The organism is Streptococcus sp. Marseille-Q7156, from assembly GCF_965119495.1.
On sequence record NZ_CBCPLU010000001.1, the window covers coordinates 1,147,618 to 1,173,304 of the forward strand.

The 25,687-nt window shown below is 40.8% G+C and carries 27 protein-coding genes; 5 read left to right on the plus strand and 22 right to left on the minus strand.

Annotation, left to right across the window (positions count from 1 at the left end; all coding sequences use genetic code 11):
- Positions 1 to 34: 34 nt before the first annotated feature.
- From ftsX to ACWPV5_RS05495, 14 genes are all read right to left on the minus strand, one after another.
- Positions 35 to 961, minus strand: a complete 927-nt coding sequence (ftsX, locus tag ACWPV5_RS05430; RefSeq protein WP_000625550.1) for a permease-like cell division protein FtsX — start codon at positions 959 to 961, stop codon at positions 35 to 37.
- Complete coding sequence (gene ftsE / locus ACWPV5_RS05435; protein WP_000022265.1) at positions 954 to 1,646, minus strand: cell division ATP-binding protein FtsE; 693 nt, start codon at positions 1,644 to 1,646, stop codon at positions 954 to 956. Before ftsE ends, ftsX begins: the two co-directional genes overlap by 8 nt.
- Before the next feature lie 17 nt (positions 1,647 to 1,663).
- A protein-coding gene (prfB, locus tag ACWPV5_RS05440) for a peptide chain release factor 2 (RefSeq protein WP_454382711.1) occupies positions 1,664 to 2,759 on the minus strand; the annotation gives its coding sequence in 2 pieces (ribosomal slippage) (positions 1,664 to 2,686 and positions 2,688 to 2,759; 1,095 coding nt in all).
- Between the two features lie 108 nt (positions 2,760 to 2,867).
- The gene (locus ACWPV5_RS05445; protein WP_000268660.1) at positions 2,868 to 3,524 is read right to left on the minus strand and encodes a CBS domain-containing protein; all 657 of its coding nucleotides are present in this window, start codon (positions 3,522 to 3,524) and stop codon (positions 2,868 to 2,870) included.
- A gap of 361 nt (positions 3,525 to 3,885) precedes the next feature.
- On the minus strand, positions 3,886 to 4,596 hold the full coding sequence (locus tag ACWPV5_RS05450; RefSeq protein ID WP_000062200.1) for an ABC transporter ATP-binding protein: 711 nt from the start codon (positions 4,594 to 4,596) through the stop codon (positions 3,886 to 3,888).
- Complete coding sequence (locus ACWPV5_RS05455; RefSeq protein ID WP_077805322.1) at positions 4,596 to 5,360, minus strand: ABC transporter ATP-binding protein; 765 nt, start codon at positions 5,358 to 5,360, stop codon at positions 4,596 to 4,598. Before ACWPV5_RS05455 ends, ACWPV5_RS05450 begins: the two co-directional genes overlap by 1 nt.
- Positions 5,360 to 6,316 (minus strand): branched-chain amino acid ABC transporter permease, encoded by a 957-nt coding sequence (locus tag ACWPV5_RS05460; protein ID WP_000662290.1) that lies wholly within the window; start codon positions 6,314 to 6,316, stop codon positions 5,360 to 5,362. The genes ACWPV5_RS05455 and ACWPV5_RS05460 overlap by 1 nt, the downstream gene beginning before the upstream one ends.
- 3 nt (positions 6,317 to 6,319) lie before the next feature.
- Complete coding sequence (locus ACWPV5_RS05465; RefSeq protein WP_000941421.1) at positions 6,320 to 7,189, minus strand: branched-chain amino acid ABC transporter permease; 870 nt, start codon at positions 7,187 to 7,189, stop codon at positions 6,320 to 6,322.
- Between the two features lie 267 nt (positions 7,190 to 7,456).
- Positions 7,457 to 8,617 carry an ABC transporter substrate-binding protein gene (locus tag ACWPV5_RS05470; protein WP_172924085.1) on the minus strand — a complete coding sequence of 387 codons (1,161 nt, stop codon included), beginning with the start codon at positions 8,615 to 8,617 and terminating at the stop codon, positions 7,457 to 7,459.
- A 66-nt stretch (positions 8,618 to 8,683) separates the two neighbouring features.
- Positions 8,684 to 8,971, minus strand: a complete 288-nt coding sequence (locus tag ACWPV5_RS05475) for a YlbG family protein (protein ID WP_000462125.1) — start codon at positions 8,969 to 8,971, stop codon at positions 8,684 to 8,686.
- A gap of 78 nt (positions 8,972 to 9,049) precedes the next feature.
- Positions 9,050 to 9,640, minus strand: a complete 591-nt coding sequence (clpP, locus tag ACWPV5_RS05480; protein ID WP_261061470.1) for an ATP-dependent Clp protease proteolytic subunit ClpP — start codon at positions 9,638 to 9,640, stop codon at positions 9,050 to 9,052.
- A 172-nt stretch (positions 9,641 to 9,812) separates the two neighbouring features.
- Positions 9,813 to 10,442: a uracil phosphoribosyltransferase gene (upp, locus tag ACWPV5_RS05485; protein WP_000515974.1), complete on the minus strand. Its 630-nt coding sequence runs from the start codon at positions 10,440 to 10,442 to the stop codon at positions 9,813 to 9,815.
- A gap of 88 nt (positions 10,443 to 10,530) precedes the next feature.
- A complete protein-coding gene (locus ACWPV5_RS05490; RefSeq protein WP_454382721.1) occupies positions 10,531 to 10,998 on the minus strand; it encodes a deoxycytidylate deaminase in 468 nt (155 codons plus the stop codon).
- 18 nt (positions 10,999 to 11,016) lie between these two features.
- Entirely contained in the window at positions 11,017 to 11,574 is a 558-nt protein-coding gene (locus ACWPV5_RS05495) for a TetR/AcrR family transcriptional regulator (protein WP_000004132.1), read from the minus strand.
- Positions 11,575 to 11,698: 124 nt separating this feature from the next.
- On the opposite strand from ACWPV5_RS05495, the gene ACWPV5_RS05500 reads away from it, so the two are divergent.
- The 3 genes from ACWPV5_RS05500 to ACWPV5_RS05510 are packed head-to-tail and all read left to right on the plus strand — an operon-like array spanning position 11,699 to position 14,344.
- Positions 11,699 to 12,544, plus strand: a complete 846-nt coding sequence (locus ACWPV5_RS05500; protein WP_454382723.1) for a DegV family protein — start codon at positions 11,699 to 11,701, stop codon at positions 12,542 to 12,544.
- A gap of 57 nt (positions 12,545 to 12,601) precedes the next feature.
- Positions 12,602 to 13,774: an NAD(P)/FAD-dependent oxidoreductase gene (locus ACWPV5_RS05505; RefSeq protein ID WP_454382725.1), complete on the plus strand. Its 1,173-nt coding sequence runs from the start codon at positions 12,602 to 12,604 to the stop codon at positions 13,772 to 13,774.
- Between the two features lie 48 nt (positions 13,775 to 13,822).
- Complete coding sequence (locus ACWPV5_RS05510; RefSeq protein ID WP_049535414.1) at positions 13,823 to 14,344, plus strand: DUF1697 domain-containing protein; 522 nt, start codon at positions 13,823 to 13,825, stop codon at positions 14,342 to 14,344.
- A 41-nt stretch (positions 14,345 to 14,385) separates the two neighbouring features.
- Here ACWPV5_RS05510 and ACWPV5_RS05515 read toward each other — a convergent pair whose 3' ends face one another.
- Positions 14,386 to 15,126, minus strand: a complete 741-nt coding sequence (locus tag ACWPV5_RS05515; protein ID WP_454382727.1) for a MerR family transcriptional regulator — start codon at positions 15,124 to 15,126, stop codon at positions 14,386 to 14,388.
- 234 nt (positions 15,127 to 15,360) lie between these two features.
- Between ACWPV5_RS05515 and ACWPV5_RS05520 the strand changes: the two genes are divergently transcribed.
- Positions 15,361 to 16,701 (plus strand): sodium-dependent transporter, encoded by a 1,341-nt coding sequence (locus ACWPV5_RS05520; RefSeq protein ID WP_454382729.1) that lies wholly within the window; start codon positions 15,361 to 15,363, stop codon positions 16,699 to 16,701.
- A gap of 40 nt (positions 16,702 to 16,741) precedes the next feature.
- Here the strand turns inward: ACWPV5_RS05520 and manA are convergent, their stop codons facing one another.
- From manA to ACWPV5_RS05535, 3 genes are all read right to left on the minus strand, one after another.
- Positions 16,742 to 17,686, minus strand: a complete 945-nt coding sequence (gene manA, locus ACWPV5_RS05525) for a mannose-6-phosphate isomerase, class I (RefSeq protein WP_454382731.1) — start codon at positions 17,684 to 17,686, stop codon at positions 16,742 to 16,744.
- Positions 17,687 to 17,806: 120 nt separating this feature from the next.
- Positions 17,807 to 19,246 carry a 6-phospho-beta-glucosidase gene (locus tag ACWPV5_RS05530; RefSeq protein ID WP_454382733.1) on the minus strand — a complete coding sequence of 480 codons (1,440 nt, stop codon included), beginning with the start codon at positions 19,244 to 19,246 and terminating at the stop codon, positions 17,807 to 17,809.
- 208 nt (positions 19,247 to 19,454) lie between these two features.
- Positions 19,455 to 19,715, minus strand: coding sequence for a SemiSWEET family transporter (locus tag ACWPV5_RS05535; protein ID WP_001291472.1), 261 nt, complete (start codon positions 19,713 to 19,715; stop codon positions 19,455 to 19,457).
- Positions 19,716 to 20,041: 326 nt separating this feature from the next.
- On the opposite strand from ACWPV5_RS05535, the gene ACWPV5_RS05540 reads away from it, so the two are divergent.
- The gene (locus ACWPV5_RS05540) at positions 20,042 to 20,386 is read left to right on the plus strand and encodes a lipopolysaccharide assembly protein LapA domain-containing protein (protein WP_000913393.1); all 345 of its coding nucleotides are present in this window, start codon (positions 20,042 to 20,044) and stop codon (positions 20,384 to 20,386) included.
- A 165-nt stretch (positions 20,387 to 20,551) separates the two neighbouring features.
- On the opposite strand, the gene ACWPV5_RS05545 is transcribed toward ACWPV5_RS05540, so the two are convergent.
- The 4 genes from ACWPV5_RS05545 to ACWPV5_RS05560 all read right to left on the minus strand — a co-directional run bounded on the left by ACWPV5_RS05545 (position 20,552) and on the right by ACWPV5_RS05560 (position 25,680).
- A complete protein-coding gene (locus ACWPV5_RS05545; RefSeq protein ID WP_261116816.1) occupies positions 20,552 to 20,899 on the minus strand; it encodes a VOC family protein in 348 nt (115 codons plus the stop codon).
- 58 nt (positions 20,900 to 20,957) lie between these two features.
- On the minus strand, positions 20,958 to 22,733 hold the full coding sequence (gene spxB / locus ACWPV5_RS05550) for a pyruvate oxidase (RefSeq protein ID WP_454382736.1): 1,776 nt from the start codon (positions 22,731 to 22,733) through the stop codon (positions 20,958 to 20,960).
- A 322-nt stretch (positions 22,734 to 23,055) separates the two neighbouring features.
- Positions 23,056 to 25,299 (minus strand): heavy metal translocating P-type ATPase, encoded by a 2,244-nt coding sequence (locus ACWPV5_RS05555; RefSeq protein WP_454382738.1) that lies wholly within the window; start codon positions 25,297 to 25,299, stop codon positions 23,056 to 23,058.
- A 9-nt stretch (positions 25,300 to 25,308) separates the two neighbouring features.
- On the minus strand, positions 25,309 to 25,680 hold the full coding sequence (locus ACWPV5_RS05560; protein ID WP_176139053.1) for a cupredoxin domain-containing protein: 372 nt from the start codon (positions 25,678 to 25,680) through the stop codon (positions 25,309 to 25,311).
- Between the last annotated feature and the right edge of the window lie 7 nt (positions 25,681 to 25,687).

A 25,687-nucleotide genomic window follows, 5' to 3' on the forward strand; every position in this document is an offset into this window, starting at 1 on the left:
TCACTTAATCTCCTCATAAAAGTAGCTATTTTGTCTAAATCTTCAAGAATCGGCGCATGGAAATTCCTGATCCCAGTGAACCAATGAAAATTCCAATCACAAATAATAGAGCAATCATCAGAGGAGTAAATACCTCTGGTGCAATCATAGAAAGATTTTGTCCGACCAACGACTTATTGACAGATTGGTAAACCATTCGATAAACAATAAAGACCAACACTGATGGCGCAGTTGCTCCAAGCAAACCAATGAAGGCACCTTCAAGTAAGAAAGGTCCACGGATATAACTGTTCTTAGCACCAACCAAGCGCATGATTTGAATTTCGCGACTGCGAGAAATAATGGTAATACGAATGGTATTTGAAATCAAGAAAACTGCAATGAAAATCAAAAGTCCTGCAATAACTAATCCCCAAACACGGATAAATGATGCTAGTTGGAATAGGCGTTCTGTATTGGCACCACCATCCTGAACCTCAGACACACCTTCAATTTTTTTAGCATCTTCAGCTACAGTTTTTACATCACTTGGCGTATTTGTATCAACGATATAGGCATCATAGAGGGGATTGGCATCTCCTTCAAAAATTTTCCAGTTATCACCCATTGTCTCGGTTAATTTTTCATATTGTTCTTCTTTACTTGAAAAAGTAACACTCTTAACAGTAGACATCCCCTTCAAAGCATTGTATACCTTGTGGTAGTCATTATTTGTAACAGTTTGACCTTCTTTTTCAATAGTCTCGCTATTATCAGCTACATCCTTGCGAATATAAACCATCACTCGAACATTATTTTCAATATCTGTAGCTAGTTTCGCTGTATTGAAAATAACAGAAGCAAATATGGCAACTAAGGTCAAAGTAATCATGACTGAGCTGACAGCAGCCACTGTCATCCAACCATTTCGTTTCAAACTTTTTAGTGATTCAAATAAATGGCGAAAAAATCTACTAATCATCGTATCCATACTCTCCTTTTGATTCGTCACGAACGACACGGCCATTTTCAATGGCAATGACACGGTGGCGCAAGGTATTTACAATCTGGCTATTATGAGTCGCCATCAAAATAGTTGTCCCTTGTAGGTTAATCCGTTCCAAGAGATTCATAATTTCCCATGAATTATCCGGGTCCAGGTTTCCTGTTGGTTCATCGGCTATCAATACTTTGGGATTATTTACAATGGCACGTGCAATCGCAATCCGCTGTTGCTCTCCACCTGAGAGCTCATTTGGGAAAGAACGAACCTTGTGCTTCAATCCAACCAAGTCTAAAACTTCCATCACACGTTTTTTGATATTACGGCGATTTTCCCCGATTACTTCCATAGCGTAAGCAATATTTTCATAGACCGTTTTCTTTGGCAAGAGTTTATAATCCTGGAAGACAACCCCAACACTACGACGTAGAAGCGGGACGTCTTTCTTTTTGATCTTAACCAGATTAAAACCAGCAACTGATAGGCTTCCTTTATCGATTTTTACTTCACGATATAGAGAACGAATGAAGGTTGACTTCCCTGCTCCTGAAGGTCCTACAATGTAAGCAAATTCTCCCGGTTGAACGCTGACCGAAACACCGCGTAGGGCAGTCGTTCCGTTGTCGTATTTTTTGACGACATCTCTCATTTCAATGATTGACATGTGAGTTCCTTTCTATCTTAGCTGATTCGCCACTTGAGATAAGCATCGATAAAACCATCTAGGTCTCCATCCATAACCTTATCTACCTGCGCAACTTCAAAGCTAGTTCGATGATCTTTTACCATAGTATAAGGCGTGAAGACATAAGAACGGATTTGGCTTCCCCATGTGATTTCTTTTTTCTCACCCTTGAGGGAATCTACCTCCGCAGCTTTCTTCTCTTGCTCCATTTGATAGAGCTTAGCCTGCAACATCTTCATAGCTCGATCTCTATTTCCATACTGGGTACGATCCACTGTTGATTGGACAACAATTCCAGTTGGAACGTGGGTTAAACGTACACCTGTTGAAACCTTGTTGACGTTTTGTCCACCGGCACCACCTGAACGGAAGGTATCCATCTTGATGTCATCTTCCCGGATTTCCACTTCAATAGTATCGTCCAACTCAGGCATCACTTCTACAGATGTGAAAGAGGTATGGCGACGTTTAGCAGAGTCAAACGGCGAAATTCGCACCAAACGGTGTACTCCCATTTCTGACTTTAGAAGGCCGTAGGCATTAGGCCCTTCAAATGATAAGGTTACTGACTTGATACCAGCTTCATCTCCTGCTTGGTAATCCAATACTTCTACTTTAAAGCCTTTAGCATTACCATAACGAGTATACATACGAAGCAACATATCACCCCAGTCCTGAGCCTCAGTACCACCGGATCCTGGATGGATTTCCAAAATCGCATTATTATGGTCATAAGGTTCTGACAAGAGCAAGGTCATCTCGTAACTGGTCATCATCTTATCAAGTTCTGATAACTGCTCAACCAGTTCCTCATGCACTGACTCGTCTTCTGCTACAAAGTCCAATAAAATTTCAACTTCATCCTGCAACTCTTCCATTTTGTGGAAGGTGTTGTAGGTGTTTTTTAATTCATTTAATTCTTGCGACGTTTTTTGGGCCGCGATATTATCGTTCCAAAAATCAGGTTCTGTCATCTTGTTTTCCAAGATGGCAATCTCTTCCTCTAGACCCTCGAGGTCAAAGAGACCTCCTGAAAGAAGCTAATTTTTCACGATTTGCGTCAATTTTCTGACGAATTACTGAAATGTCCATAAATACTCCTTTTTTACATCATTTCATTATAGCATATTTTATCATTTCTTTCCATCTTTTGCTCTAATCCCTTATTACACGTAAAAAGAAGCCTTTCGGCTTCCCTTCTTACAAGACTTTTGCTGAAGTACGAGTAATTTCTTCTACTTGAATATTCTCTGATTCAAATTTTTCTTTCAAGGCTGGTAAATCAATTGATCCATCTATTTGAACTTCGATAATGACCTTACCATCCTTACGCGGAATATTGACTGTATGCGAGATATTCAAATTTTCTTCTGCAATCAAAGAAACAATCTTTCCGAGGACACCGACTTCATCTTCTGTAACAAAGCGCACACGAATTCCTTCTTCTCCATAACCAGCAATTTCAAGAAAGGCTTGGAAAACGTCACGATCCGTAATAACCCCATAGACTTGATGGTTATCTACGACAGGAAGAATACCAATCTTGTTTTTCAACATCAGATAAGTTGCATCCTCTAGACTCGCATAGCCTGAAACAGTGACAACATCGCGAATCATGACATCTTTTACTTTTGTCTTATTCAGAAGATAATTCATCTCATAGATAGAAAGACTTGTTGCCTTAGATGGACTTGCTTGGGCAATGGTTCCCTCAGTCACCAAACCAACTAATTGATCATTTTCGATAACAGGCAAGCGGTGCAACCCTTGCTCTCTCATCAAATCTGCTGCATGAGATACTGTTGTATCTGGACTAATATACACTACCTTGCGGGTCATAAAATCTTTAACTGCCATGAGACTTCTCCTTTTCTATTCTTATCCCTATTATACAATCTTTTTGTAAATCTATCAAACGCTTACATTTCTTTTTCAAAATTCAGAAAAGTATGAATAAGCTAGCAAAAAGAGCTCTAAAATCGAGCTCTGTGAATGAAGGTAAGATACGTTTCATTCGATTTTATTTCAATTATCAGAAGCTAACCTTCCAGTGCAGATGAGAATTGCTTCGCAATCTCTATTCACCGACTAAAAAGGTCCCCCGGACTATAATGATGATTACTTCGTAATCCTCATCCACCGACTAAAACAATCCACTGGATTCGGATGATTGCTTCGCAATCTCTATCCACCGATTAAAAAGGTCCCCCGGACCTTTTTAACCACCTAGATATGCTTTTCTGACTTCTTCTGATGAGGCGAGTTCTTTTCCTGTTCCTGATAGGACGATTTTTCCTGTTTCCAGTACATAACCTCGGTCAGAGATTGCGAGTGCTTTATTGGCATTTTGTTCAATCAAGAGGACGGTTGTTCCTTGTTTCTGGATGTCTTGAATGATATCAAAAATCTCTTGGATAAAGATTGGGGCAAGTCCCATTGATGGTTCATCTAAGAGAAGAAGTTTTGGTGTTGACATAAGAGCGCGTCCCATGGCAAGCATTTGTTGTTCCCCCCCTGAAAGAGTGGCTGCATCTTGGTTCTTCCGTTCTTCAAGACGAGGAAAGCGTGAGAAAACTTTTTTCAAGTTAGCTTGATTTTCTTCACGATTTTTCTTTAAGAAAGCTCCCATTTCAAGATTTTCCATAACAGTCAATCCAGGGAAGACGTGGCGTCCTTCTGGAACTTGCGAAAGACCACCTGCCACGATTTTCTGAGCCGGCATTTTTTGGATTTCTTGACCTAAAAATTCAATCTTTCCTGAACTCGGTCTAACCAAACCAGACAAGGTACGGAGAATGGTTGTCTTACCTGCACCATTGGCACCGATAAGGGAAACTACTTCTCCTTCATTAACTTCAAAGCTTACATCACGGACTGCTTGGATCATACCGTAATGCACAGAAAGATTATCAACTTTTAACATAGACATTAGGCTTCACCTCCTAGATAAGCTTCGATAACGCGTTTATTGGTCTTAATTTCGTCTGGAGTTCCCTGAGCAATCAAACGACCGTATTCAAGTACGTAGATACGTTCTGTTACTTCCATGACCAGATTCATATCGTGTTCAATCAGCATGATCGTAATCTTAAATTCATCTTTGATACGACGAATTAACTCAGTCAATTCGGCTGTTTCCTGTGGGTTCATACCTGCTGCTGGTTCATCTAAAAAGAGAATTTTAGGTTCCGTAGCGAGGGCACGAACAATTTCCAAACGACGTTGTTGTCCGTAGGCAAGATTTTTAGCAAGCGTTTCTGCATCACCATCTAAATCAAAGATTTTAAGCAATTCCAAAGCCTTAGCCTTTAATTCTTTTTCACTCCTGTAAAAAGCTGGTAAGCGCAAAAAACTAGCAAAAACATGTTGTTTGTGATGGTTGCCAAAAGCAATCAAAACATTATCCAAAACTGTTAAATCTTTAAAGAGACGGATATTTTGGAATGTACGTCCAAGTCCCAAAGAGGCAATCTTATAAGGTGACTTCCCATTCAAAAGGTGACCATCTAGGGTTACTGTTCCCTCGCTTGGTTCATAAACACCGGTCAAAAGGTTGAAAAGAGTGGTTTTCCCAGCTCCGTTTGGACCAATTAGTCCAACCAATTCCCCTTCGTTCAATTCAAGAGTCACATCTCCAACAGCTGTTAGACCGCCAAAATGTTTGGTTAGCTGTTTTACTTCAAGTAATGCCATTAGTTTTGTTCCTCCTTCTTAGATTTTTTAAAGAAACGTGATAGGCTCAATTCCCATGTTCCAAGGAGTCCACCTGGTCTGAAAATCATTACCAATACCAAGGCCAAAGCGTAAATAATCATACGCACACTAGCAACATCTTGGAGAAGCATATTCAAAATTCCCAAAACAATAGCTGAAACAATGGCACCTGTAATGGAACCAAGTCCACCAAATACAACAATAATCAAAACGTTGATTGAGTTGATGAAAGTGTAATCTTTCGGTACAACAGACCCGATAAATCCAGCCTGAAGTGACCCTGCAATACTTGCAGTAATAGCACCAAAGACAAAGGCGATGATTTTAATTTTAGTCGTATTAACCCCAACTGACTCAGCAGCGATTTCATCCTCACGAACGGATAGGGTTGAACGACCAATTGGACTACGCAAGAAGTTCAAGGTTGCAATGGTTGTAATCACGACAAAGAAGTAAACCATTTGCCAAGTTGTGAAGTTAGGAATTCCTAAGATACCTGCTGCACCATTTGTAAGGCTTCCACCATTGATGATAAAGATACGGATAATTTCAGAAACACCTAGAGTCGCTACCGCAAGATAGTCCCCCTTCAAACGCAAGGTTGGAATGCCGACAAGCAAGGCAACCGCTCCTGAAAGCAAAGCTCCTACCAGCATAGCTCCAAAGAAGGCACCGTAGGTTGGTGATTTAGAACCAATAATAGCTGCTGCATAGGCACCAATCGCCATGAAACCAGCATGACCAAGTGAAAATTGTCCTGAAAAACCAACGATTAAGTTAAGACCAACAGCCAGAATAATATTAATTCCGATTTGTTGTAAAATCTGTACATAGAATAGATTGAGTACTCCGACTGAAACCAGTACACTAATCAAGCCATAGCCAGCTAACAAAAGGAGTAACCATAGAATATTAACTTTTAAATTTTCTTTCATCGCTTACACCTTCTCTTTCACATTTTTACCAAGGATACCAGCTGGGCGGACAATCAAGATCAACAACAAGATTCCATAAACAATGGCATCACGGAAGTCTGACATCCCAAAGGCTGTCGCAAAGGTTTCCAATAGACCAATCACAAAACCACCAAGAGCCGCACCAGGAATAATTCCGATACCACCAAGTACTGCGGCAACGAAAGACTTAAGACCTGGAGTAACCCCCATCAAAGGCTCAAGAGAGTTATAATAAAGGGCAATCAGAACACCAGCCGCACCCGCAAGAGCAGAACCCAAAGCGAAGGTAAAGCTGATAGTACGATTTACATTGATCCCCATCAATTGCGCCGCATCGCTATCTACAGATACAGCACGCATGGCTTTCCCCATCTTAGTCTTTTGGACAATGACCTGTAACAAAATCATCAAAATCAAGGAAATGGCCAAAATCATTAACTGAACGTTTGTTAGACTAATTGGACCTAAATCATAGCGAACTGTTTGAATAGCTTGAGGAAAGGCACGGGTATTGGCACCAACCAGATAGACCATTCCATATTCCAATAGGAAAGAAACCCCAATAGCTGTAATCAAAACAGCAATACGAGTAGAGTGGCGCAAAGGTCGGTAAGCAAGGAACTCAATCACGACACCAAGAATGGCTGTCGCTAGCATAGCTACAATAAGCGCTACAAAGAAATTCATTTGGAAAGAATTAATCAAGAAATAACCGATAAAGGCTCCCATCATATAAATATCACCGTGGGCGAAGTTGATGAGCTTGATAATTCCATAAACCATGGTATATCCTAGGGCTAACAGCGCATAAACACTACCTAGAATCAAACCATTTACTAGTTGTTGGAGCATAAGATTCACTCTTTCTATTTATAATTTTGAGAGTTTCCCCTCACTTTTTGATAGGTTCTTATACTCAATGAAAATCAAAGAGCAAACTAGAAAACTAGCCGCAGGTTGCTCAAAGCACTGCTTTGAGGTTGTAGATAAGACTGACGAAGTCAGTCACATATATAATCCAAGGCGACGTTGACGCAGTTTGAAGAGATTTTCAAAGAGTATTAAACATCGAAACAGGGAGTGAGTCAGAGGCTCATTCCCTATTTCAACATTTTTCTATTATGGTTTTACAACTTCTGCTGCTTCAACCTTACCATTGTTCATGGTCATCATGTAAGCAGTTTTGACTGTGTTGTGGTCTGCATCGAAGCTTGTTTGACCAGTTACACCTTCAAAGTCTTTTGTTTTAGCAAGGTTATCCTTGATTTCACCAGAGTTTTTAGCACCTTTTGCTGCGTTTGCTACAAGGTGAACTGAGTCATAAGCCAAGGCTGCAAATGTTGAAGGCTCTTCGTTGTACTTAGCACGGTATGCGTCAAGGAAGGCTTTTGCTTTAGCTGAAACTTCTACAGTAGTTGAGAAGCCTGAGATAAAGTAGATGTTTGATGCTTTTTCAGCAGTTGCTTGTTGTACAAACTCCTCACCGTTGAATCCATCACCACCAACGATTGGTTTGTCAATTCCCATACCACGCGCTTGGTTTACAATTTTACCAGCTTCAGTGTAGTAACCTGGGACGATGATAGCATCAAAGTCTTTCCCTTTCATTTTTGTAAGGGCTGCTTGGAAGTCTGTGTCACCTGCTACGAAAGTTTCATCTGCAACGATTTCACCCTTGTATGACTCGCGGAAAGATTTAGCAATACCTTTAGCATAGTCACTGGCATTGTCAGTGTAAAGAACAACTTTCTTAGCATTTAATTTTTCAGAAACATAGTTTGAGATAATTTTTCCTTGGAAGCTATCTTGGAAAGTTCCGATAAAGAGGTAATCTTGACCTTTAGTCAATCCATCTTGCGTCGCACTTGGTGAGATCAATGGAACACCTGCTTTTGTAGCGTTCGCTACCGCAGCTGCAGTCGCACCAGATGTCGCAGGTCCTACGATTGCTGATACTTTAGATTGAGTTACAAGGTTAGTTGTTACTGAAGCCGCCTCAGCTGTTTCAGACTTGTTATCTTTATCGACTACTTCGATTTGTTTTCCATCGATACCACCTGCGGCATTGATTTCATCAACAGCAAGTTGGGCACCTTTTTGTTCAGATGTTCCATAGGCTGCTACGGCACCAGTTTCTTCAAAGTTAAATCCGATTTTGATTGTCTTTTCATCTACTGAGTTACCAGCAGCGTTTGACGCTCCAGACTTCACTTCTCCACAGGCTGCAAGAAGTGCTACACTTGCAAGCGCCACAAACGATAGGGCAAATTTTTTCTTCATCTTTTTTGTCTCCTTATTTCTTAAATAAATAGCATGTTAAGAATATACCGAATTATCAGAAAATTGTCAACACTTTTCTTGAACTTTTTCGATGATAACGTTTTCCTCTCGATGAAGATTGCCTACAAAGGGTGTTTCCAGCTCTTGGATATGACAAACTCTGACTTTTTTTATAAACTTTTCCTTGCTCAAGCGCCCGACCAATTGCTCCACTTCTTGAGTTGGAACATAAAGTTGCAAGTAACGATGTTTCTTGGAATGATAGGTAATATCTCCATAATCCTGCAGTTTTTTTGCATCACGATTATAGTAAAGATAGATAATCAAGCCAGATCGATTAACTTTTTCAAACATGATAAATCCTCTTTCTAAGAAATCTTCCCCTATTATACCAAAAAAAGCAAACCCAGTCGAGTTTGCCTTCTTTAATCATTAGCTCAATGAATTGTTGGCCATGATTTCATCAATAAAGCCATATTCAAGTGTTTCTTGGGCGCTCATCCAGTTATCGCGTTCTGCATCTGCATGGACTTTTTCGATTGACTGACCTGAATTTTCAGCCAAGATTTTTTCCAAGGTGTTACGAGTTTTAAGCAAGTGTTCTGCAGCGATCGCCATATCGGTTTGTTGAGTACCACCACCTGTACCACCCATTGGTTGGTGAATCATATACTCTGCATTTGGAAGCATGAAACGTTTGCCTTTTGCTCCACTTGATGCAATGACCGTCCCCATAGATGCGGCCATACCCATAACGATGGTTTGGACATCTGCCTTGATAAAGTTCATGGTATCAACGATTGCCAAACCAGCTGAAACAGAACCACCAGGTGTATTGACATAAAGGTAAATATCTTTTGTACTATCTTGGGCATCCAAGAAAAGCAACTGGGCAATAACTGAGTTGGCCATGTTGTCTTCAACTGGACCTGTCAGCATAATGATGCGGTCTTTGAGAAGACGTGAGTAAATATCGTAAGAACGTTCTCCACGGCTTGTTTGTTCAATAACTACAGGAATCATTCATTTCTCCTTTTGAGTTTTAATTTTGTTGGTCAAATGACTGAAGATAAGACTATTATAATATCTTGGTCAAAAAAGGTCAAATTTTTGCTCTGTTTTCATCAGACAGAAACAAAAACTCAACCTCCTTTCGTGACTGGAAATCCTTTTCCAAGTCAATCTCTTTTTAATTTTATTTTGTACCGAACAAGCGGTCCCCAGCATCTCCAAGACCTGGAACGATATAACCGTGTTCGTTCAAACGTTCATCCAAGGCTGCTGTAAAGATTTCTACATCTGGATGAGCTTCTTGAAGGGCTTTAACACCTTCTGGTGCTGATACAAGGCAGACAAATTTGATATTTGATGCGCCACGTTTTTTAAGAGAATCAACAGCCAAGATTGCTGAGCCACCTGTTGCCAACATTGGGTCTACGACAAAAATTTGACGTTGGTCAATATCTTCAGGCAATTTTACCAAGTATTCAACTGGTTGAAGCGTTTCTTCATCACGGTACATACCGATGTGACCAACCTTAGCAGCTGGAACCAAGCTCAAGAGTCCATCAACCATCCCGATACCTGCACGCAAGATTGGAACTATGGCCAATTTCTTACCTGCCAATTGTTTTTGAACTGTTTTTGTGATTGGTGTTTCGATTTCCACATCTTCTAGTGGAAGATCACGAAGTACTTCATACCCCATCAACATTGCAATCTCATCTACTAGCTCACGGAAAGCTTTTGTAGAAGTATCTGTACGACGCAAGATTGACAATTTGTGTTGAATCAGTGGATGATTAATAACTTCAATTTTTCCCATTTTTGGAATTCCTTCTTTCAATTTATTCTTCTTATTATACCAAAAAACGGTTTAAAAATCTTTCTAAACCATTTATTTTTGATATTTTTTACATTAGATCAGCCTCTTTAAGAGCTGTCTGTACTGTATCAAGTGGTAGATGGGTTAATTCTGTCCCCTTTTCTTGATAGAGGTATTGGGCGTAGTCATCCATTCGGTACTGGTTGATATAAACCACGCGCTTACAACCGACCTGAAGCAATTGTTTGGTACAGTTCAGACAAGGAAAATGGGTTACATAGGCGGTAAAACCTTTTGGAACACCACGTTCTGCACCTTGAAGGATAGCATTAACTTCGGCATGAAGGGTGCGAACACAGTGGCCTTCAATAACCAGACATTCGTGATCAATACAATGCTCGGTTCCTGACACCGAACCATTGTAACCAGTGGAAATAACCTTATTATCTTTTACCAGAATCGCGCCCACTTTGGCACGTTTACAAGTAGAACGGTTGGCAATTAGTAGGGCTTGGGCTGCAAAGTACTCATCCCAGGCTAGTCTTTTTTCAGTCATATGTCTTCTCCTTTTTCTCTATTTTTTAAAAAATGGTAACCGTAAATCCGCAATCTTTTCAGCAGGTACCTTCATGCCATCCTTGATCCATTTTAGGAGAACAGAGACGATGGCTGAGCTCCAGAAGGAATGAAGATAAGAGCTGACACCTTTTGATTTTCCATGGTATTTTTCTAAAAATTCCTGCATGGCTTGGACAAAGATTTTTTCCAGATGGTAATCTAAGGCCAATTGAATCACTCTGGCCTCCTTTCTTGCTTCTCGGAAAAGGTGAACCCAGACCAGATAAAGGTCTGTCTTTAAATCATAATGATGCAACTGTTCCATAATATTGTGGACACTCCGTTTAAAGACACTCTCTAAAATTTCCTCTTTAGAATCATAATTGCGATAAAAGGCTGCACGCGAAACGCCTGCACGTTTGACCAATTCAGAAATACTAATCTTGGTCAAGTCCTTTTTTTCCAAGAGCTGCAAGAGGGCTGTTTCGATGGCTTCTCTAGTTAATAAATTGGATTCTTGGTTTGATTTTCTGAGATTTTCAAGAGACTTTTCAGAGATTCTACGTTCAGACATAACATTTTCTTTCTACTTGTCACAACAGACGGATGAGACTTTTGTTTCAAGGGCTTTCATGATATAATTGTAAAAAAAGACAGAACCTTTGTCAATGTATAAATGGCAAAGATGGAGAATTTCTATGACTTGGAAGATTATTGCTGACTCTGGTTGTGATTATCGTCAGCTGGCAACACCAGCTATTGACACGACCTTTGTGAGTGTTCCCTTAACCATTCAAGTAGCTGATCAGGTCTTTGTTGATGATGCCAGTCTTGATATTGACCAAATGATGGAAACCATGTATGCAACCGCAGAAGCTTCAAAATCAGCTTGTCCAAGCCCAGATGATTATTTGCGAGCATTTGAAGGAGCTAAAAACATTTTTCTAGTAACCATCACTGGTACTCTTTCTGGCAGTCACAATAGTGCTCAACTAGCAAAAAATATTTATCTGGAAGAGCATACTGACACTAAGATTCATGTAATTGATAGTTTGTCTGCTGGCGGGGAAGTTGACTTGCTCGTAGAAAAATTGAATGACTTGATTGACCAGGGCTTATCTTTTGAAGAAGTGGTTGAAGCTATCACTGCCTATCAAGAAAAAACCAAGTTACTTTTTGTCCTAGCCAAAGTCGATAACTTGGTGAAGAACGGCCGTTTGAGCAAGCTTATCGGTACAGTCGTTGGCCTTCTCAACATTCGTATGGTCGGAGAAGCTAGTGAAACTGGAACCCTTGAATTGCTACAAAAAGCAAGAGGAGCAAAGAAATCGATTCAGGCAGCCTATGAAGAATTGATAAAAGCTGGATATGCTGGTGGCCGTATTGTCATGGCCCAACGTAATAACGAGAAATGTTGCCAACAGCTCTCAGAACGAATTCGCGAGACCTTCCCACAAGCGGATATCAAGATTCTACCAACCTCTGGCCTCTGCAGTTTCTATGCAGAAGATGGTGGTTTGCTGATGGGATATGAAATTGATTAATTGCATTCTTGACAAGAGGTGACTTCATCTCTTGTTTTTTTGTGGTACAATAGAGCTATGAAACATTTTGATACTATTGTCATCGGTGGAGGACCTGCTGGCATGATGGCTACGATTTCCAGTAGCTTTTATGGACAGAAAACCCTCCTCATCGAAAAAAATCGGAAACTTGGAAAAAAATTATCTGGCACTGGTGGTGGCCGTTGCAATGTCACTAACAACGGAACTCTAGACGACCTACTAGCTGGAATCCCTGGGAACGGACGCTTTCTTTATAGTGTATTCTCCCAATTTGATAACCATGATATCATCAACTTTTTTACTGAAAATGGTGTTAAACTTAAGGTCGAAGACCACGGACGCGTCTTTCCGGCCAGCGACAAATCTCGTACCATTATCGAAGCCTTGGAAAAGAAAATCACTGAGTTAGGTGGCCAAGTTGCTACTCAAACCGAAATTGTTTCGGTTAAAAAGGTAGAAAATCACTTTGTCCTTAAATCCACAGATCAAACCTTCACTTGTGATAAACTGATTGTCACAACAGGTGGTAAATCCTATCCTTCTACTGGTTCGACTGGCTTTGGTCATGAGATTGCCCGTCATTTTAAACACACCATTACCGAGCTTGAGGCCGCTGAAAGTCCTTTGTTGACAGATTTTCCACACAAGGTCTTGCAGGGTATTTCGCTGGACGATGTGACCCTAAGCTATGGTAAGCATGTCATCACTCATGATTTGCTCTTTACCCACTTTGGTTTATCAGGCCCTGCTGCCCTGCGTATGTCAAGTTTTGTCAAGGGTGGGGAGGTTCTCTCGCTAGATGTTTTACCTCAACTTTCCGAGAAAGACTTGGCTGCATTTCTAGAAGAAAATCGGGAAAAATCCTTGAAAAACGCTTTAAGAACCTTGTTGCCAGAACGCTTGGCAGAATTTTTTGTGCAAGGCTATCCTGACAAAGTCAAACAACTGACTGAAAAGGAACGCGAACAACTGCTCCAGTCTATCAAAAACCTCAAAATCCCTATGACTGGTAAAATGTCCCTCGCCAAGTCATTTGTTACCAAGGGTGGTGTCAGTCTTAAGGAAATCAACCCTAAAACCCTAGAAAGTAAGCTGGTCCCTGGCCTCCACTTTGCTGGCGAGGTCATGGATATCAATGCCCACACAGGTGGCTTTAACATCACTTCTGCCCTTTGTACCGGCTGGGTTGCGGGATCAAATCCAATCTAAATCTAAATTTTTCAATGGCTAAATCAGCCCCAAAAGAAAGGAACTACTTTGGAACATATTATCTTGTTAAGGGGAGTTACTCCTAATGGAAAAAATGCTATCCCTAAAATGTCTTATCTAGTAGATATCTTGACAGAAGCTGGTTTTCAACAAGTTCGAACCTATATTCAAAGTGGGAATATCATTCTTGAAAGTGACTTAGATTTAGAAAAAATACGAGAACGTGTCCATACTCTAATAAATGAAAATATTGGTGCTGATTTAAAAATGGTAATCAAGAACAAAAGTGATTTTAAAAAAATTGTCCAAGAACACCCGTTTGGAGAACACTATCTTTATGACCGTATACACGTGATTTTTTATCAAGAATCTATTCAAAGTCTCCCTTTAGAAAAATTGAAAATTGATTACGGCGAAGAAGAAATTTGTGTCGGTAACCACTGTCTCTACCTCTATCTCCCTAGAACTGCAAAACGAAAAAAACTTAATACCAACTATCTTGAAAAGCTGTTCGGCGTTGATCTGACCATGCGAAAGTTAAATGTGGTAGAAAAATTATTAAGCAAGTAGTGCTTGAATTTAGTAAAAATCGGAAGAATACTCCTCCGATTTTATTTTGTATGAGTTTGGACATAGTGAGCAATCACATCTGATGTGTACTGGGCTGTTCCAGGTCCAAATTTGTCAATGTTTTCCTTAAATTCTGGGTTGTAGACGTAGCCTTTACCGATATGACCGAATACCTCAATAGAGCAGTCAAATCCATAAGTACGGATGGCTTGCAAGAGTTTAGCGGCTTCTTCTTGATTTTCGGTTGCTGTTACAGGCAGTCCAGCTTGAAGATTTTGTGACAAGGCTCGAAAAACTTGGTTGAAGGCAGCCGTAGCTTCGTCTTCGTGACCTTTCTGGCGCTCCAGCGCTTGGTCCATGACTTCTTGTCCATATTTCTCTACCGCCTCTTGGTGGTAGTTTTGATGGTCTTGATAGTTAAATCCAGCAAATTTCTCTTGAATGCTCATTTCTCTTTCTCCTTTTTGTTCTTGAATGGTTTTCTGCAAGGTTGAAATCAAGGTATCCAGATGTTCCCTTTCTCGAGTCAAATAGTCCAACTGCCTGGTCAAATGAGGCAATAAATCTGTCCTTTCTTCCTTTAATAGCTCTGCTATTTTTTCTAAAGAAAAACCTAGATATTTGTAATAAAGAATAACCTGAAGGCGTTCCAAATCCTCCTGACTGTAGGTTCGATAGCCATTTTCCGACTTTAAAGGAACCAAAAGTCCTATCTTATCGTAGTGGTGTAGGGTCTTGACAGAGACGCCCGAAAGCTGCGCAGCTTCTTTTATATGGTACATGATTTCCTCCTTACATTGATAGTATAACCCCTCCCCTTAGGTCAGAGTCAAGCGTTTTTGCGAAATTTTTTACTTTATCATAACATGAAAATGGTTTTCTTGACAGACCTTAGAAAACATGATAGGATAGTCAAGTCTATCAATCAAAAGAAAGGCTCATTTTGAGTACTGATGAGGCTATTTGCCAAGGGCAGTAGCTTTTTCTTTTGTAATACTAATTTTAGGAGTTTAACTATGTCTGAAAAATCGCAATGGGGTTCTAAACTGGGCTTTATTCTAGCATCTGCTGGTTCAGCCATCGGACTTGGTGCCGTTTGGAAATTCCCTTACATGACTGCTGCTAACGGTGGAGGAGGCTTTTTATTAGTCTTTCTCATTTCCACTATTTTAATTGGTTTCCCTCTTTTGCTTGCAGAATTTGCCCTCGGCCGAAGCGCTGGTGTCTCTGGAATTAAAACCTTTGGAAAACTCGGCAAGAATAGCAAGTATAACTTTATCGGTTGGATTGGTGCCTTTGCCCTCTTTATCCTTTTATCGTTTTACAGTGTTATTGGAGGATGGATTTTAGTCTATCTAGGAATTGAGTTTGGAAAATTGTTCCAACTTAGCGGAACTGGTGATTATGCTCAGTTATTTACTTCCATCATTTCAAATCCAGCCATTGCGCTTGGAGCTCAAGCAGCCTTTATCCTCTTGAATATCTTTATTGTATCACGTGGGGTTCAAAAAGGGATTGAAAGAGCTTCGAAAGTCATGATGCCCCTGCTCTTTATCATCTTTGTTGTCATCATCGGGCGCTCTCTCAGTTTGCCAAATGCCATGGAAGGGGTTCTTTACTTCCTAAAACCAGACTTTTCAAAACTAACCAGTTCTGGTCTCCTCTATGCTCTGGGACAATCTTTCTTTGCCCTCTCACTAGGGGTTACAGCCATGTTGACCTATGCTTCTTACTTGGACAAGAAAACCAATCTGGTTCAATCAGGGATTTCCATCGTTGCCATGAATATCTCGGTATCCATCATGGCAGGTCTAGCCATTTTCCCAGCCATGTCAGCCTTCAATATCCAGTCTGAAGGGGGACCAAGCCTGCTCTTTATCGTCTTGCCTCAACTCTTTGACAAGATGCCTTTTGGAACCATTTTCTACATCCTCTTCCTCTTGCTCTTCCTCTTTGCGACAGTCACTTCTTCTGTCGTTATGCTGGAAATCAATGTGGGCAATATCACCAATCAGGACAACAGCAAGCGTGCCATGTGGAGTGCCATTTTGGGAATCTTGACCTTTGTCTTTGGCATTCCCTCAGCCCTATCTTACGGTGTCATGGCGGATGTTCACATCTTTGGGAAGACCTTCTTTGACGCTATGGACTTCTTGGTTTCCAATCTCCTCATGCCATTTGGAGCTCTCTGCCTTTCACTTTTTACAGGCTATATCTTTAAAAAGGCTCTTGCAATGGAGGAACTCCATCTCGATGAAACAGCATGGAAACAGGGACTTTTCCAAGTCTGGTTCTTCCTTCTTCGCTTTATCATCCCAATCATCATCATTGTGGTCTTTATCGCCCAATTTATGTAATCAAAAAGGACTTGAGTAGTGAACTCAGGCCCTTTCTTTTTTATGGATGGCTAACAATCAATTCCAAACCTTGCCCTTCCAGAGTCCAAGTTTCAACATCACTTGGTAGGATAAAGTGGCTGCCTTTTTGAATTGGATAATCTTTTCCGTCTACAGTCAGTTTCCCTTGACCAGCCAAGACACTAAACAAGCTGTAATCAGCCGTCTTCTCAAATTCAACTTTTCCTGTGATTTCCCACTTGTAGACAGCAAAAAAATCATTAGAGACAAGGAGAGTTGAACGCAAATCATCTGCTTTGACAGTCACAGGACGGCTATTTGCAGGCTCACCAATGTTCAATACATCAATGGATTTTTCAAGGTGAAGTTCACGCAAGTTACCATTATCATCCTTACGGTCAAAGTCATAGACACGGTAGGTTGTATCACTAGATTGTTGTGTTTCAAGGATTAAAATACCCGCACCAATAGCATGCATGGTGCCACTTGGCACATAGAAGAAATCTCCAGCCTTAACAGGCACTTTTGTCAGCAAGTCCTCCCAGTTTTTATCCTCGATTTGCTGGCGGAGTTCTTCTTTTGACTTGGAATTGTGACCGTAGATAATCTCTGAGCCTTCATCCGCAGCTATGATGTACCAGCATTCTGTTTTTCCGAGTTCGCCTTCATGCTCTAGTCCATAGGCATCGTCTGGATGAACTTGGACGCTGAGCCAGTCGTTAGCATCCAGAATCTTAGTCAAAAGCGGAAATACAGACTCAGGACGATTGCCAAACAATTCACGGTGTTCCGCATACAAAGTAGCAAGATCTGTTCCCTCAAAACGACCATTGGAAACTTTAGAGACACCATTTGGATGGGCTGAGATGGCCCAATATTCTCCGATTTTTTCACTTGGGATGTCGTAGCCAAACTCATCATGTAACTTGGTACCACCCCAGATTTTTTCTTGCATAACTGATTGTAAAAATAATGGTTCTGACATGTCGATCTCCTGTCTGATTTTTCTCCCCTCATTATAGCAAAAAGCTCCATCTAATTGAACTCTTTTTCACATATTATAAAGTAGGGAGAAGATTTTATAAAAATAGTGAACAAATGTGCACTACTCAATGCTTGCACCATTGCTCGCAATAACATCCTTGTACCAGTAAAAGGATTTCTTCTTGCTACGTTTGAGGCTTCCATAACCAGCATTATCTCTATCCACATAGATAAAGCCATAGCGCTTATTCATTTCCCCTGTGCCAGCTGAAACCAGATCGATACAGCCCCAAGTCGTATAACCAAGCAAGTCAACACCATCTTGGTAAATGGCATCTCGCATAGCCTTGATATGAGCTTCTAAGTAAGCAATCCGATAGTCATCTGCAACATAACCATTCTCATCCGGTGTATCCATAGCGCCGAGTCCATTTTCTACGATGAACATTGGCTTTTGGTAACGATCCCAGATGGCATTGAGGGTGATTCGAAGCCCAAGTGGGTCAATCTGCCACCCCCATTCTGAGGATTCTAGATAGGGATTTTTGAGAGAGGCAAAAACATTTCCAGCAGTTAATTCTTTAACTTCTGGATCACCTGAGGCTACTCGACTTGCATAGTAAGAGAAGGAAACAAAGTCAACAGTATTGTTCTTCAACAAAATCAAATCTTCTGCCGTCATTTGAATCTCAATTCCCTCACGCTCCCACTGCTTCTTTGCGTAATTTGGGTATTCCCCACGCGCTTGAACATCAATGAAGAAGTAACTCTTGCGGTCTTCCTCCATGGCTGCCCAGTAATCTCTCGGATGGGCTGTGTTAGGATAGTATTGCCCTGCGGCCAACATACATCCCACCTTGTTTTCTGGGTCAATTTCGTGGGCAAGTTTAGTCGTCATGGCTGAAGCCACCAACTCATGGTGAGCCGCTTGGTATTTGACCTGTTCTTGATTTTCTCCTTCTTCAAAATAGAGTCCAGCTCCCATAAAGGGGGCGTGGAGAATCATGTTGATTTCGTTGAAGGTAAGCCAATATTTGACCAAACCCTTATAGCGGGTAAAGAGTGTGCGACAAAGTTTTTCATAGAAGTCTAACATCCGACGATTGCGCCATCCACCGTACTCTTCAATCAAGTGCATAGGACAGTCGAAATGAGTAATGGTTACCAGAGGTTGGATTCCATACTTGTGACATCCCTTAAACAAATCCTCATAAAAGGCTAGACCAGCTTCATTTGGCTCGGTTTCGTCACCCTTAGGAAAAATCCGAGTCCAAGCAATGGAAAGCCGATAAGTCTTAAAACCCATCTCTGCAAAAAGAGCAATATCTTCCTTGTAATGATGGTACATATCAATGGCTTCTTTTGCTGGGTAAAAATAGCCCTCCTCAAACAAAAACATCTTTTTCTGACCTGTGATAATGGCTTCACGATCTGGACCGATGGGGACGACATCCACATTCGCCAATCCACGACCTTCTAAATTATAAGCACCCTCACACTGGTTGGCAGCTGTCGCTCCGCCCCACAAGAAACCATCCGGAAAAGTCAGTTTTTCGGTCATAACTCTACTCACTTTCTTATTTGCTTGTTCATTTACTTATATTATAACTTATTCTGTAAACCTTTTCTTATAAAATACTGTGACATACTGATACTATTCTACTATTTAAGTTTATCAGATTGTTTTTTAAAAAATTATCCTCTAGAAAAAGTAAATAGCCTCCCCTGAAACAAAAAAGAAGACTGAAAACTAGTCTCCTCTGTTCCTTTTAAATCAAAGCTGTAATAACCGTCACTAGGCCAAAAATAATACCTGGTGCATTAGCTGCTGCAAGGGGGATATCTCTTTCTTTTTTGAAAAGACCGTAGTAAACCCAGAGACTACAGTTGATGGCAGCAACCAAGGGCTGGATGAAATTTCCTTTTTGACCAGCCAGATTGTTCATGATTTGTGGGAAGTAAGACACATACATCATAACAGACATAAAGGTCGCTACCCAACCTAAAATTTTCATTTGTTTTTCAGACATTTTCAAAACCTCTTTCATTTTTACTGAATCTTATTTTAAAATATTCTTTCAAAACAATCAAGTCTTTAAAACTTTTGTTATAAAGATATAAACTATCACAATCTTGTTATAAGAAAGAGGGAACAGAAAAAAGACCGAATTGCTCCGTTCTGTTTACTCAATCAAATATTAGAAAATGAATACTCCTTTTCAATGAATCGATTGATTGATGGTAAATAAGCCGTTAGAAATTATTGACAGTATCGAAATTTTCTAGTAAAATGAATTTTGTTAATACCTAAATGGTGTGTAGTTTTCTATCAACATAGTCAGGAGAAAAGGAACTTATGCTAAAAAAATTTAATGAATTGTCACTGAAAGATAAGGCTTATCTAATTGGCGGTTTGAGCTTATTAGTCATTGTGATCTCATTTGGTCTACTCAATCGTCAAACAGTAACTGTCAGTCTTGTCTTTACACAACTATCTGCTCCCTTGATTTTGGTGATTTTTACTTGTCTAGTAATCGGGATCATTGCTGGTAGTGCTATTGGTATTAGCTATCACCATAACAAGACTCAAGATCTGAGAAGCCGCATTGCTGAAGCAGAAGCGACTATCAATATAAAAGACAGGGAGCTTGTCCAGTACGAGGAACAGGTGCAACAATTAAAACAGGAAGCCAAACAATAAGTGTAGAAATCATAACCACCCGTGAAAACGGGTGGTTTTTTGTCTCGCACCTAACGGAGCGAGACGGACTGAAAGTCGCATAAATACAAAAAAGATCGAATTGCTCCGATCTTTTTAAGTTTCACTCCAAGAATGTTTAGATAAAAAATTTGATAATAGAATTACCTATTTCATACGATAAAAATCAATCACTAGACCAGCAGGGCCTTTAGCTAATAAGGACTCTGTTCCCCAATCGGTTACAGTTGGACCGTTTAAAACCTGGATACCAAGCTCGTTCAACCGTTTGTAGTTCTGGTCTACATCCTCAACCTCGATATGAAGAATGATTCCTGACTGAAAATCTTCCAAAGGAATCAAATGATTTTGGGACAACATCAAACAGTGACTGCCAATCGTAAACTGAGCAAAACTGTCATCAACATAATCGGACTTTTTATCCAAAATACGCTCCAAGTCAGCACAGACTTGTGGAACATCTGAAACGATAATATCTAATTGATTTAAATTCATTTACTATCCTCCATAAAAAGACCGGATTGCTCCGATCTTTTTAAGTTCCACGAAGGAATTATTTAATTGCGCGTGATTGCAATCCTTCTTCTTCCAAGAAGAGACGGAATGGTACGAGTTCTTCTGCTTCGTATTTTTCCTTGAAAGCTTTGATTGCTTCTTCTGAGTGAAGTTTTGGATCCAATTCAAGTACTTCTACTGGAAGTGGACGGTGTGGAGTGATGCGAGCATCGATAACAACAGTTTTACCTTCTTTGCTCAATTTAACAGCTTCTGCAACAACTGCATCGATGTCTTCGATACGGTCAACTGTAAATCCAACAGCTCCTTGAGCTTCAGCGATTTTCGCATAGTCAGCATTAGGGAAGTCACAACCAAACAAGTGTTTGTTTGTGTCTTCGTATTTGTCCTTGATGAAGGCATATTTACCATTTGAGAAGACAACGTTGATAACTGGAAGGTCGTATTGAACGTTTGTGATAACGTCTGGGTAGCACATGTTGAATGCACCGTCACCCATGATGTTCCATACTTGGCGATCTGGATTGTCTTTCTTAGCAGCGATACCACCAGGAAGGGCAATACCCATTGTCGCAAAGAGTGGAGATGTACGCCACATGTTCTTAGGTGTCATGTGAAGGTGACGAGTAGATGTTTGAGTAGTGTCACCTACGTCGATTGAGTAGATAGCGTCTTGATCAGCATGTTTGTTGATTGCATTGTAAACTTGATACAATTGCAATTCACCCTCAGTTTTACCTTCGAGTTTGTTCATGTAATCACGCCAGTTTTGGTTATTCTTAACGTTTGCACGCCACCATGGAGTTAATTCAACTGGGTTTACTTTGTCAAGGATAGCTTTAGCTGCTTGACCTGCGTCACCAAGGATTGAAGCGTCTAGGGCATGACGTTTACCAAGTTTGTAAGGGTCGATATCCACTTGGATAAATTTTTCAGTGTTCTTGAATGCTTCGTAAACTTCAGCAAATGGGAAGTTTGAACCAAGGAAAAGAACTGTGTCTGCTTCAAAGACCACTTCGTTGGCTGGTTTCCAACCAACACGGTAAGCAGAACCTGTCAAACCTTCATAGTTCCATTCGAAAGCTTCAAAGTTTTTACCAGTTGTAATGATTGGTGCTTTGATTTTACGTGACAATTCAGTAATCACTTCACCAGCTTTAACACCACCGTAACCAGCATAGATAACTGGACGTTCAGCATTGTTCAAGATTTCAACAGCTTTGTCGATTTCAACTTCGTTCAAAGCAGGAGCGATAAATGAACGTTCGTATGAACCAGATCCATAGTAAGAGTTTTCGTCGATTTCTTGGAAACCGAAGTTTACTGGGATTTCAACAACAGCTGGACCTTTTTTAGAAACTGCAGCACGGCAAGCTTCGTCAATTACTTTTGGCAATTGCTCAGCGTAAGCTACACGTTTGTTATATACAGCGATACCGTTGTACATTGGGTTTTGGTTCAATTCTTGGAAAGCATCCATGTTGAGTTCGTTAACTGGACGTGATCCAAGGATTGCTAGGAATGGAGTGTTATCCATAGCTGCATCGTAAACACCGTTAATCAAGTGAGTCGCACCTGGACCACCTGAACCAACTGCAACCCCGATTGAGCCGCCGAATTTAGCTTGCATAACCGCTGCAAGAGCACCTGTTTCTTCGTGACGAACTTGCAAGAAGCGGATATCTTTGTCTTCAGCCAAAGCATCCATCAATGAGCTGAGTGTTCCTGATGGGATACCGTAGATTGTGTCTACGCCCCATGTTTTCAATACATTAAGCATTGCTGCAGATGCAGTAATTTTCCCTTGAGTCATAATGATAACTCTCCTTCAAATATTTTTAAATCTACTAAAAAAGGTTTCATATAGTTTTTGAAAACGTTTCAGTAAATTTTTACAATACTAATTTATCACATTTATTTTGACTTTACTAAGAATCTGCTCAGAAGTTTTTATTCTCTATTACAGTACAGTTTGAAAACGTTTTTAACTTCTGTTTTATAATACTCAATGAAAATCACAGAGCAAACTAGGAAGCTCGCCACAGGTTGCTCAAAGCACAGCTTTGAGGTTGCAGACAAAGCTGACGTGGTTGGAAGAGATTTTTGAAGAGTATAAAAAGCGAGCAAGCCCGCTTTTAATCTATTTTACTAAAGTTTAGTAAGAGTGAACTAGTCAGAACGGATACAGAACTAAAGGCCATAGCTAGACCTGCCAGTTCTGGATTGAGGGCCAGTCCAACACCAGAAAAGACTCCTGCTGCAATCGGAATTCCGGCGACATTGTAGATAAAGGCCCAGAAAAGATTGAGCAGAATTCGATTAAAGGTTTTCTTACTCATGTCAAAAGCACGAACCACTCCTAGGAGGTTATTAGTTGTCAACACCAAATCTGCTGACTCGATGGCAATATCTGTTCCAGCTCCCATAGCAATCCCCACATCTGCTACACTAAGGGCAGGAGCGTCATTGATACCATCCCCAACAAAGGCTACTTTGCCAGACGCTTGTAGTTTATGGATTTCATGAGCTTTTTCCTCTGGCAAGACACCTGCAATGACCTCTTCGATTCCGATCTGATCGGCAATAGCACGCGCCACACCTGCATTGTCTCCTGTCAGCATGACTGTTTTAAGACCTCGTTTTTTCAACTGACTGATGGCAAGCTTAGCATTTTCCTTAGGAATATCTTGCAGAGCAAGCAAGCCTTTGATTTCATTCTCAACAGCCAAGAACACAACTGTCTTAGCTTCTTTTTCCAGTTGTTCTAGTTTTTCTTGATAAGTGCTAGAAATGTTCATGCCATCCAGCATTTTAGCATTTCCAAGCAGAACTTGTTTTCCATTGATTTGCCCTGAGACACCTTTTCCGTGCAAGGCTTGGAAATTTTCAACAGTTTGAAGCTCAAGTCCAGCTTCAGTCGCTCGTTTCACAACGGCTTCAGCCAGTGGGTGTTGAGAAGCTTCTTCCAAGGAAGCTGCCAATCCAAGGACTTCTACTTCGTCGCCGATGATATCTGTGACCACAGGTTTCCCTTCCGTCAAAGTTCCTGTCTTATCAAAAACAATAGTTTGGACTTTCTGGATTTTCTGTAGAACCGTTCCATTTTTGAGGAGAACTCCCATCTTGGCACTGCGACCTGTCCCCACCATAAGGGCTGTCGGTGTTGCAAGTCCCAAGGCACAAGGGCAGGCAATAATCAGAACTGCTACTCCATAGAGAAGCGAAGACACAAAGCTCGCTCCAAGCACGACTACACTATCCCTGAGCAAGACGAACCAAACCCAAAAGGTCACAATCCCTAAAATGACGACTGCTGGGACAAAAATGCCTGAAATTTTATCCGTCAAGTCCTGAATCGGCGCACGACTTGTCTGAGCTTTCTTCACAAAATCCACAATCTGAGCCAAAACAGTCTCTGAACCAACTTTTTCTGCTCTAAAAACAAGTGTTCCGCTATTATTGATAGTTGAGCCAATGACAGTATCTCCAACTGTCTTGTCCACAGGCAGACTCTCACCTGTCACCATAGACTCATCAATACTAGAGATACCTTCTACTACGACACCATCAACCGCAATCTTTTCACCGGGACGCACTCGAATCAGGTCACCTACCTTGACTTGCTCCAAAGGGACTTGAACATAGTTATCCTCACGCAAGACTTCTGCAGTTTTAGCCTGCAAGTCAAGTAATTTCTCCACAGCTTGGGAAGTATTTTTCCGCATTTTCTCCTCAAAAACGGCTCCCATAAGAACGAAGAAGAAGATAAAGGCAGCACTTTCAAAGTAAACGGGGAGGCCAGCGAAGAGGGCAACTAAGCTATAGAAATAGGCCACTAGGGTTCCCAGAGCAACCAAGGTATCCATGTTGGCATTGTGCTTTTTAAAACTAGCCCAAGCACTTTGGATATAAGGACCACCTGCTACTAGCATAATCGGTGTTGTGGCTAAAAAGGTGCCCCAACGCATGACTTGGTGACTAATTCCTCCTGTCGACATCCCAATCATGAGGATCACAAGAGGCACAGTAAAGATACTAGTAATCCAAAAACGCTGTAAAAGTGATAGAGATTTTCGAGTCTTCTCAACAACTGTATAACTTCCCTTTTGCATCTTCATACCACAAGAAAATTCATGTTTACCTAATTCTTGAGGTGTAAAACGAATGACTTTCTCCTCATCTAAGCCAATTGGTTCCAAGATGCCTTCTTCTTCAAACAGAATTTCCTTGTAACAGTTTGAAGGAGTTGCTCGATGAAAGGTAATCTCAGCTGGAATCCCTTTTTGAAGCTGTATATGGGCTGGATGGTAGCCTTTGTCTGCCGTGATACGGATTTTTTGAATGCCATTTTCTAGGCTTGCTTTCACAATTTCTGTCATAGTCTCCACCTACTCTACAATCATCTTACCGTGCATCATGTTCATACCACAAGCAAAGCCAAATTCTCCAGCCTGCTCAGGTGTGATTTCCACTACATACTCTTCACCCATAGGCAAATCTGCATGTACACCAAAATCTGGAAAAACAATCTGATCCAAACAAGGTGAAGGATCCTTGCGATCAAAGACAATGCGGGCTGGCACTGATTTCTTGAGGATAATCAACTCAGGCGTATAGCCCCCCATGACCTCCACTCGAATCTCTTGGTAGCCGTTTTTTTGCTGGGCCTTTTGTCCAGATTTTTCAGGCTTTTTGAAAAACCAAAACAAGATAAACGCGATAAGGGCAATACAAACAATGGTTACAATACTATTTAACATGACGTCT

Excerpts from the sequence above, each read along its gene's own strand:
- ACWPV5_RS05460 (WP_000662290.1), bottom strand. The coding sequence starts at position 6,316 with ATGAAAGAAAATTTAAAAGTTAATATTCTATGGTTACTCCTTTTGTTA.
- ACWPV5_RS05445 (WP_000268660.1), bottom strand. The coding sequence starts at position 3,524 with ATGGCAGTTAAAGATTTTATGACCCGCAAGGTAGTGTATATTAGTCCA.
- spxB (WP_454382736.1), bottom strand. The coding sequence starts at position 22,733 with ATGACTCAAGGGAAAATTACTGCATCTGCAGCAATGCTTAATGTATTG.
- ACWPV5_RS05475 (WP_000462125.1), bottom strand. The coding sequence starts at position 8,971 with ATGTTTGAAAAAGTTAATCGATCTGGCTTGATTATCTATCTTTACTAT.
- ACWPV5_RS05465 (WP_000941421.1), bottom strand. The coding sequence starts at position 7,189 with ATGCTCCAACAACTAGTAAATGGTTTGATTCTAGGTAGTGTTTATGCG.
- clpP (WP_261061470.1), bottom strand. The coding sequence starts at position 9,640 with ATGATTCCTGTAGTTATTGAACAAACAAGCCGTGGAGAACGTTCTTAC.
- upp (WP_000515974.1), bottom strand. The coding sequence starts at position 10,442 with ATGGGAAAAATTGAAGTTATTAATCATCCACTGATTCAACACAAATTG.
- ACWPV5_RS05505 (WP_454382725.1), top strand. The coding sequence starts at position 12,602 with ATGAAACATTTTGATACTATTGTCATCGGTGGAGGACCTGCTGGCATG.
- ACWPV5_RS05545 (WP_261116816.1), bottom strand. The coding sequence starts at position 20,899 with ATGAATTTAAATCAATTAGATATTATCGTTTCAGATGTTCCACAAGTC.
- ACWPV5_RS05555 (WP_454382738.1), bottom strand. The coding sequence starts at position 25,299 with ATGACAGAAATTGTGAAAGCAAGCCTAGAAAATGGCATTCAAAAAATC.
- ACWPV5_RS05515 (WP_454382727.1), bottom strand. The coding sequence starts at position 15,126 with ATGTACCATATAAAAGAAGCTGCGCAGCTTTCGGGCGTCTCTGTCAAG.
- ACWPV5_RS05455 (WP_077805322.1), bottom strand. The coding sequence starts at position 5,360 with ATGGCATTACTTGAAGTAAAACAGCTAACCAAACATTTTGGCGGTCTA.
- ACWPV5_RS05495 (WP_000004132.1), bottom strand. The coding sequence starts at position 11,574 with ATGTCTGAACGTAGAATCTCTGAAAAGTCTCTTGAAAATCTCAGAAAA.
- ACWPV5_RS05500 (WP_454382723.1), top strand. The coding sequence starts at position 11,699 with ATGACTTGGAAGATTATTGCTGACTCTGGTTGTGATTATCGTCAGCTG.
- manA (WP_454382731.1), bottom strand. The coding sequence starts at position 17,686 with ATGTCAGAACCATTATTTTTACAATCAGTTATGCAAGAAAAAATCTGG.
- ftsX (WP_000625550.1), bottom strand. The coding sequence starts at position 961 with ATGATTAGTAGATTTTTTCGCCATTTATTTGAATCACTAAAAAGTTTG.
- ACWPV5_RS05520 (WP_454382729.1), top strand. The coding sequence starts at position 15,361 with ATGTCTGAAAAATCGCAATGGGGTTCTAAACTGGGCTTTATTCTAGCA.
- ACWPV5_RS05470 (WP_172924085.1), bottom strand. The coding sequence starts at position 8,617 with ATGAAGAAAAAATTTGCCCTATCGTTTGTGGCGCTTGCAAGTGTAGCA.
- ACWPV5_RS05540 (WP_000913393.1), top strand. The coding sequence starts at position 20,042 with ATGCTAAAAAAATTTAATGAATTGTCACTGAAAGATAAGGCTTATCTA.
- ACWPV5_RS05560 (WP_176139053.1), bottom strand. The coding sequence starts at position 25,680 with ATGTTAAATAGTATTGTAACCATTGTTTGTATTGCCCTTATCGCGTTT.
- ACWPV5_RS05490 (WP_454382721.1), bottom strand. The coding sequence starts at position 10,998 with ATGACTGAAAAAAGACTAGCCTGGGATGAGTACTTTGCAGCCCAAGCC.
- ACWPV5_RS05450 (WP_000062200.1), bottom strand. The coding sequence starts at position 4,596 with ATGTCTATGTTAAAAGTTGATAATCTTTCTGTGCATTACGGTATGATC.
- ftsE (WP_000022265.1), bottom strand. The coding sequence starts at position 1,646 with ATGTCAATCATTGAAATGAGAGATGTCGTCAAAAAATACGACAACGGA.
- ACWPV5_RS05535 (WP_001291472.1), bottom strand. The coding sequence starts at position 19,715 with ATGTCTGAAAAACAAATGAAAATTTTAGGTTGGGTAGCGACCTTTATG.
- ACWPV5_RS05530 (WP_454382733.1), bottom strand. The coding sequence starts at position 19,246 with ATGACCGAAAAACTGACTTTTCCGGATGGTTTCTTGTGGGGCGGAGCG.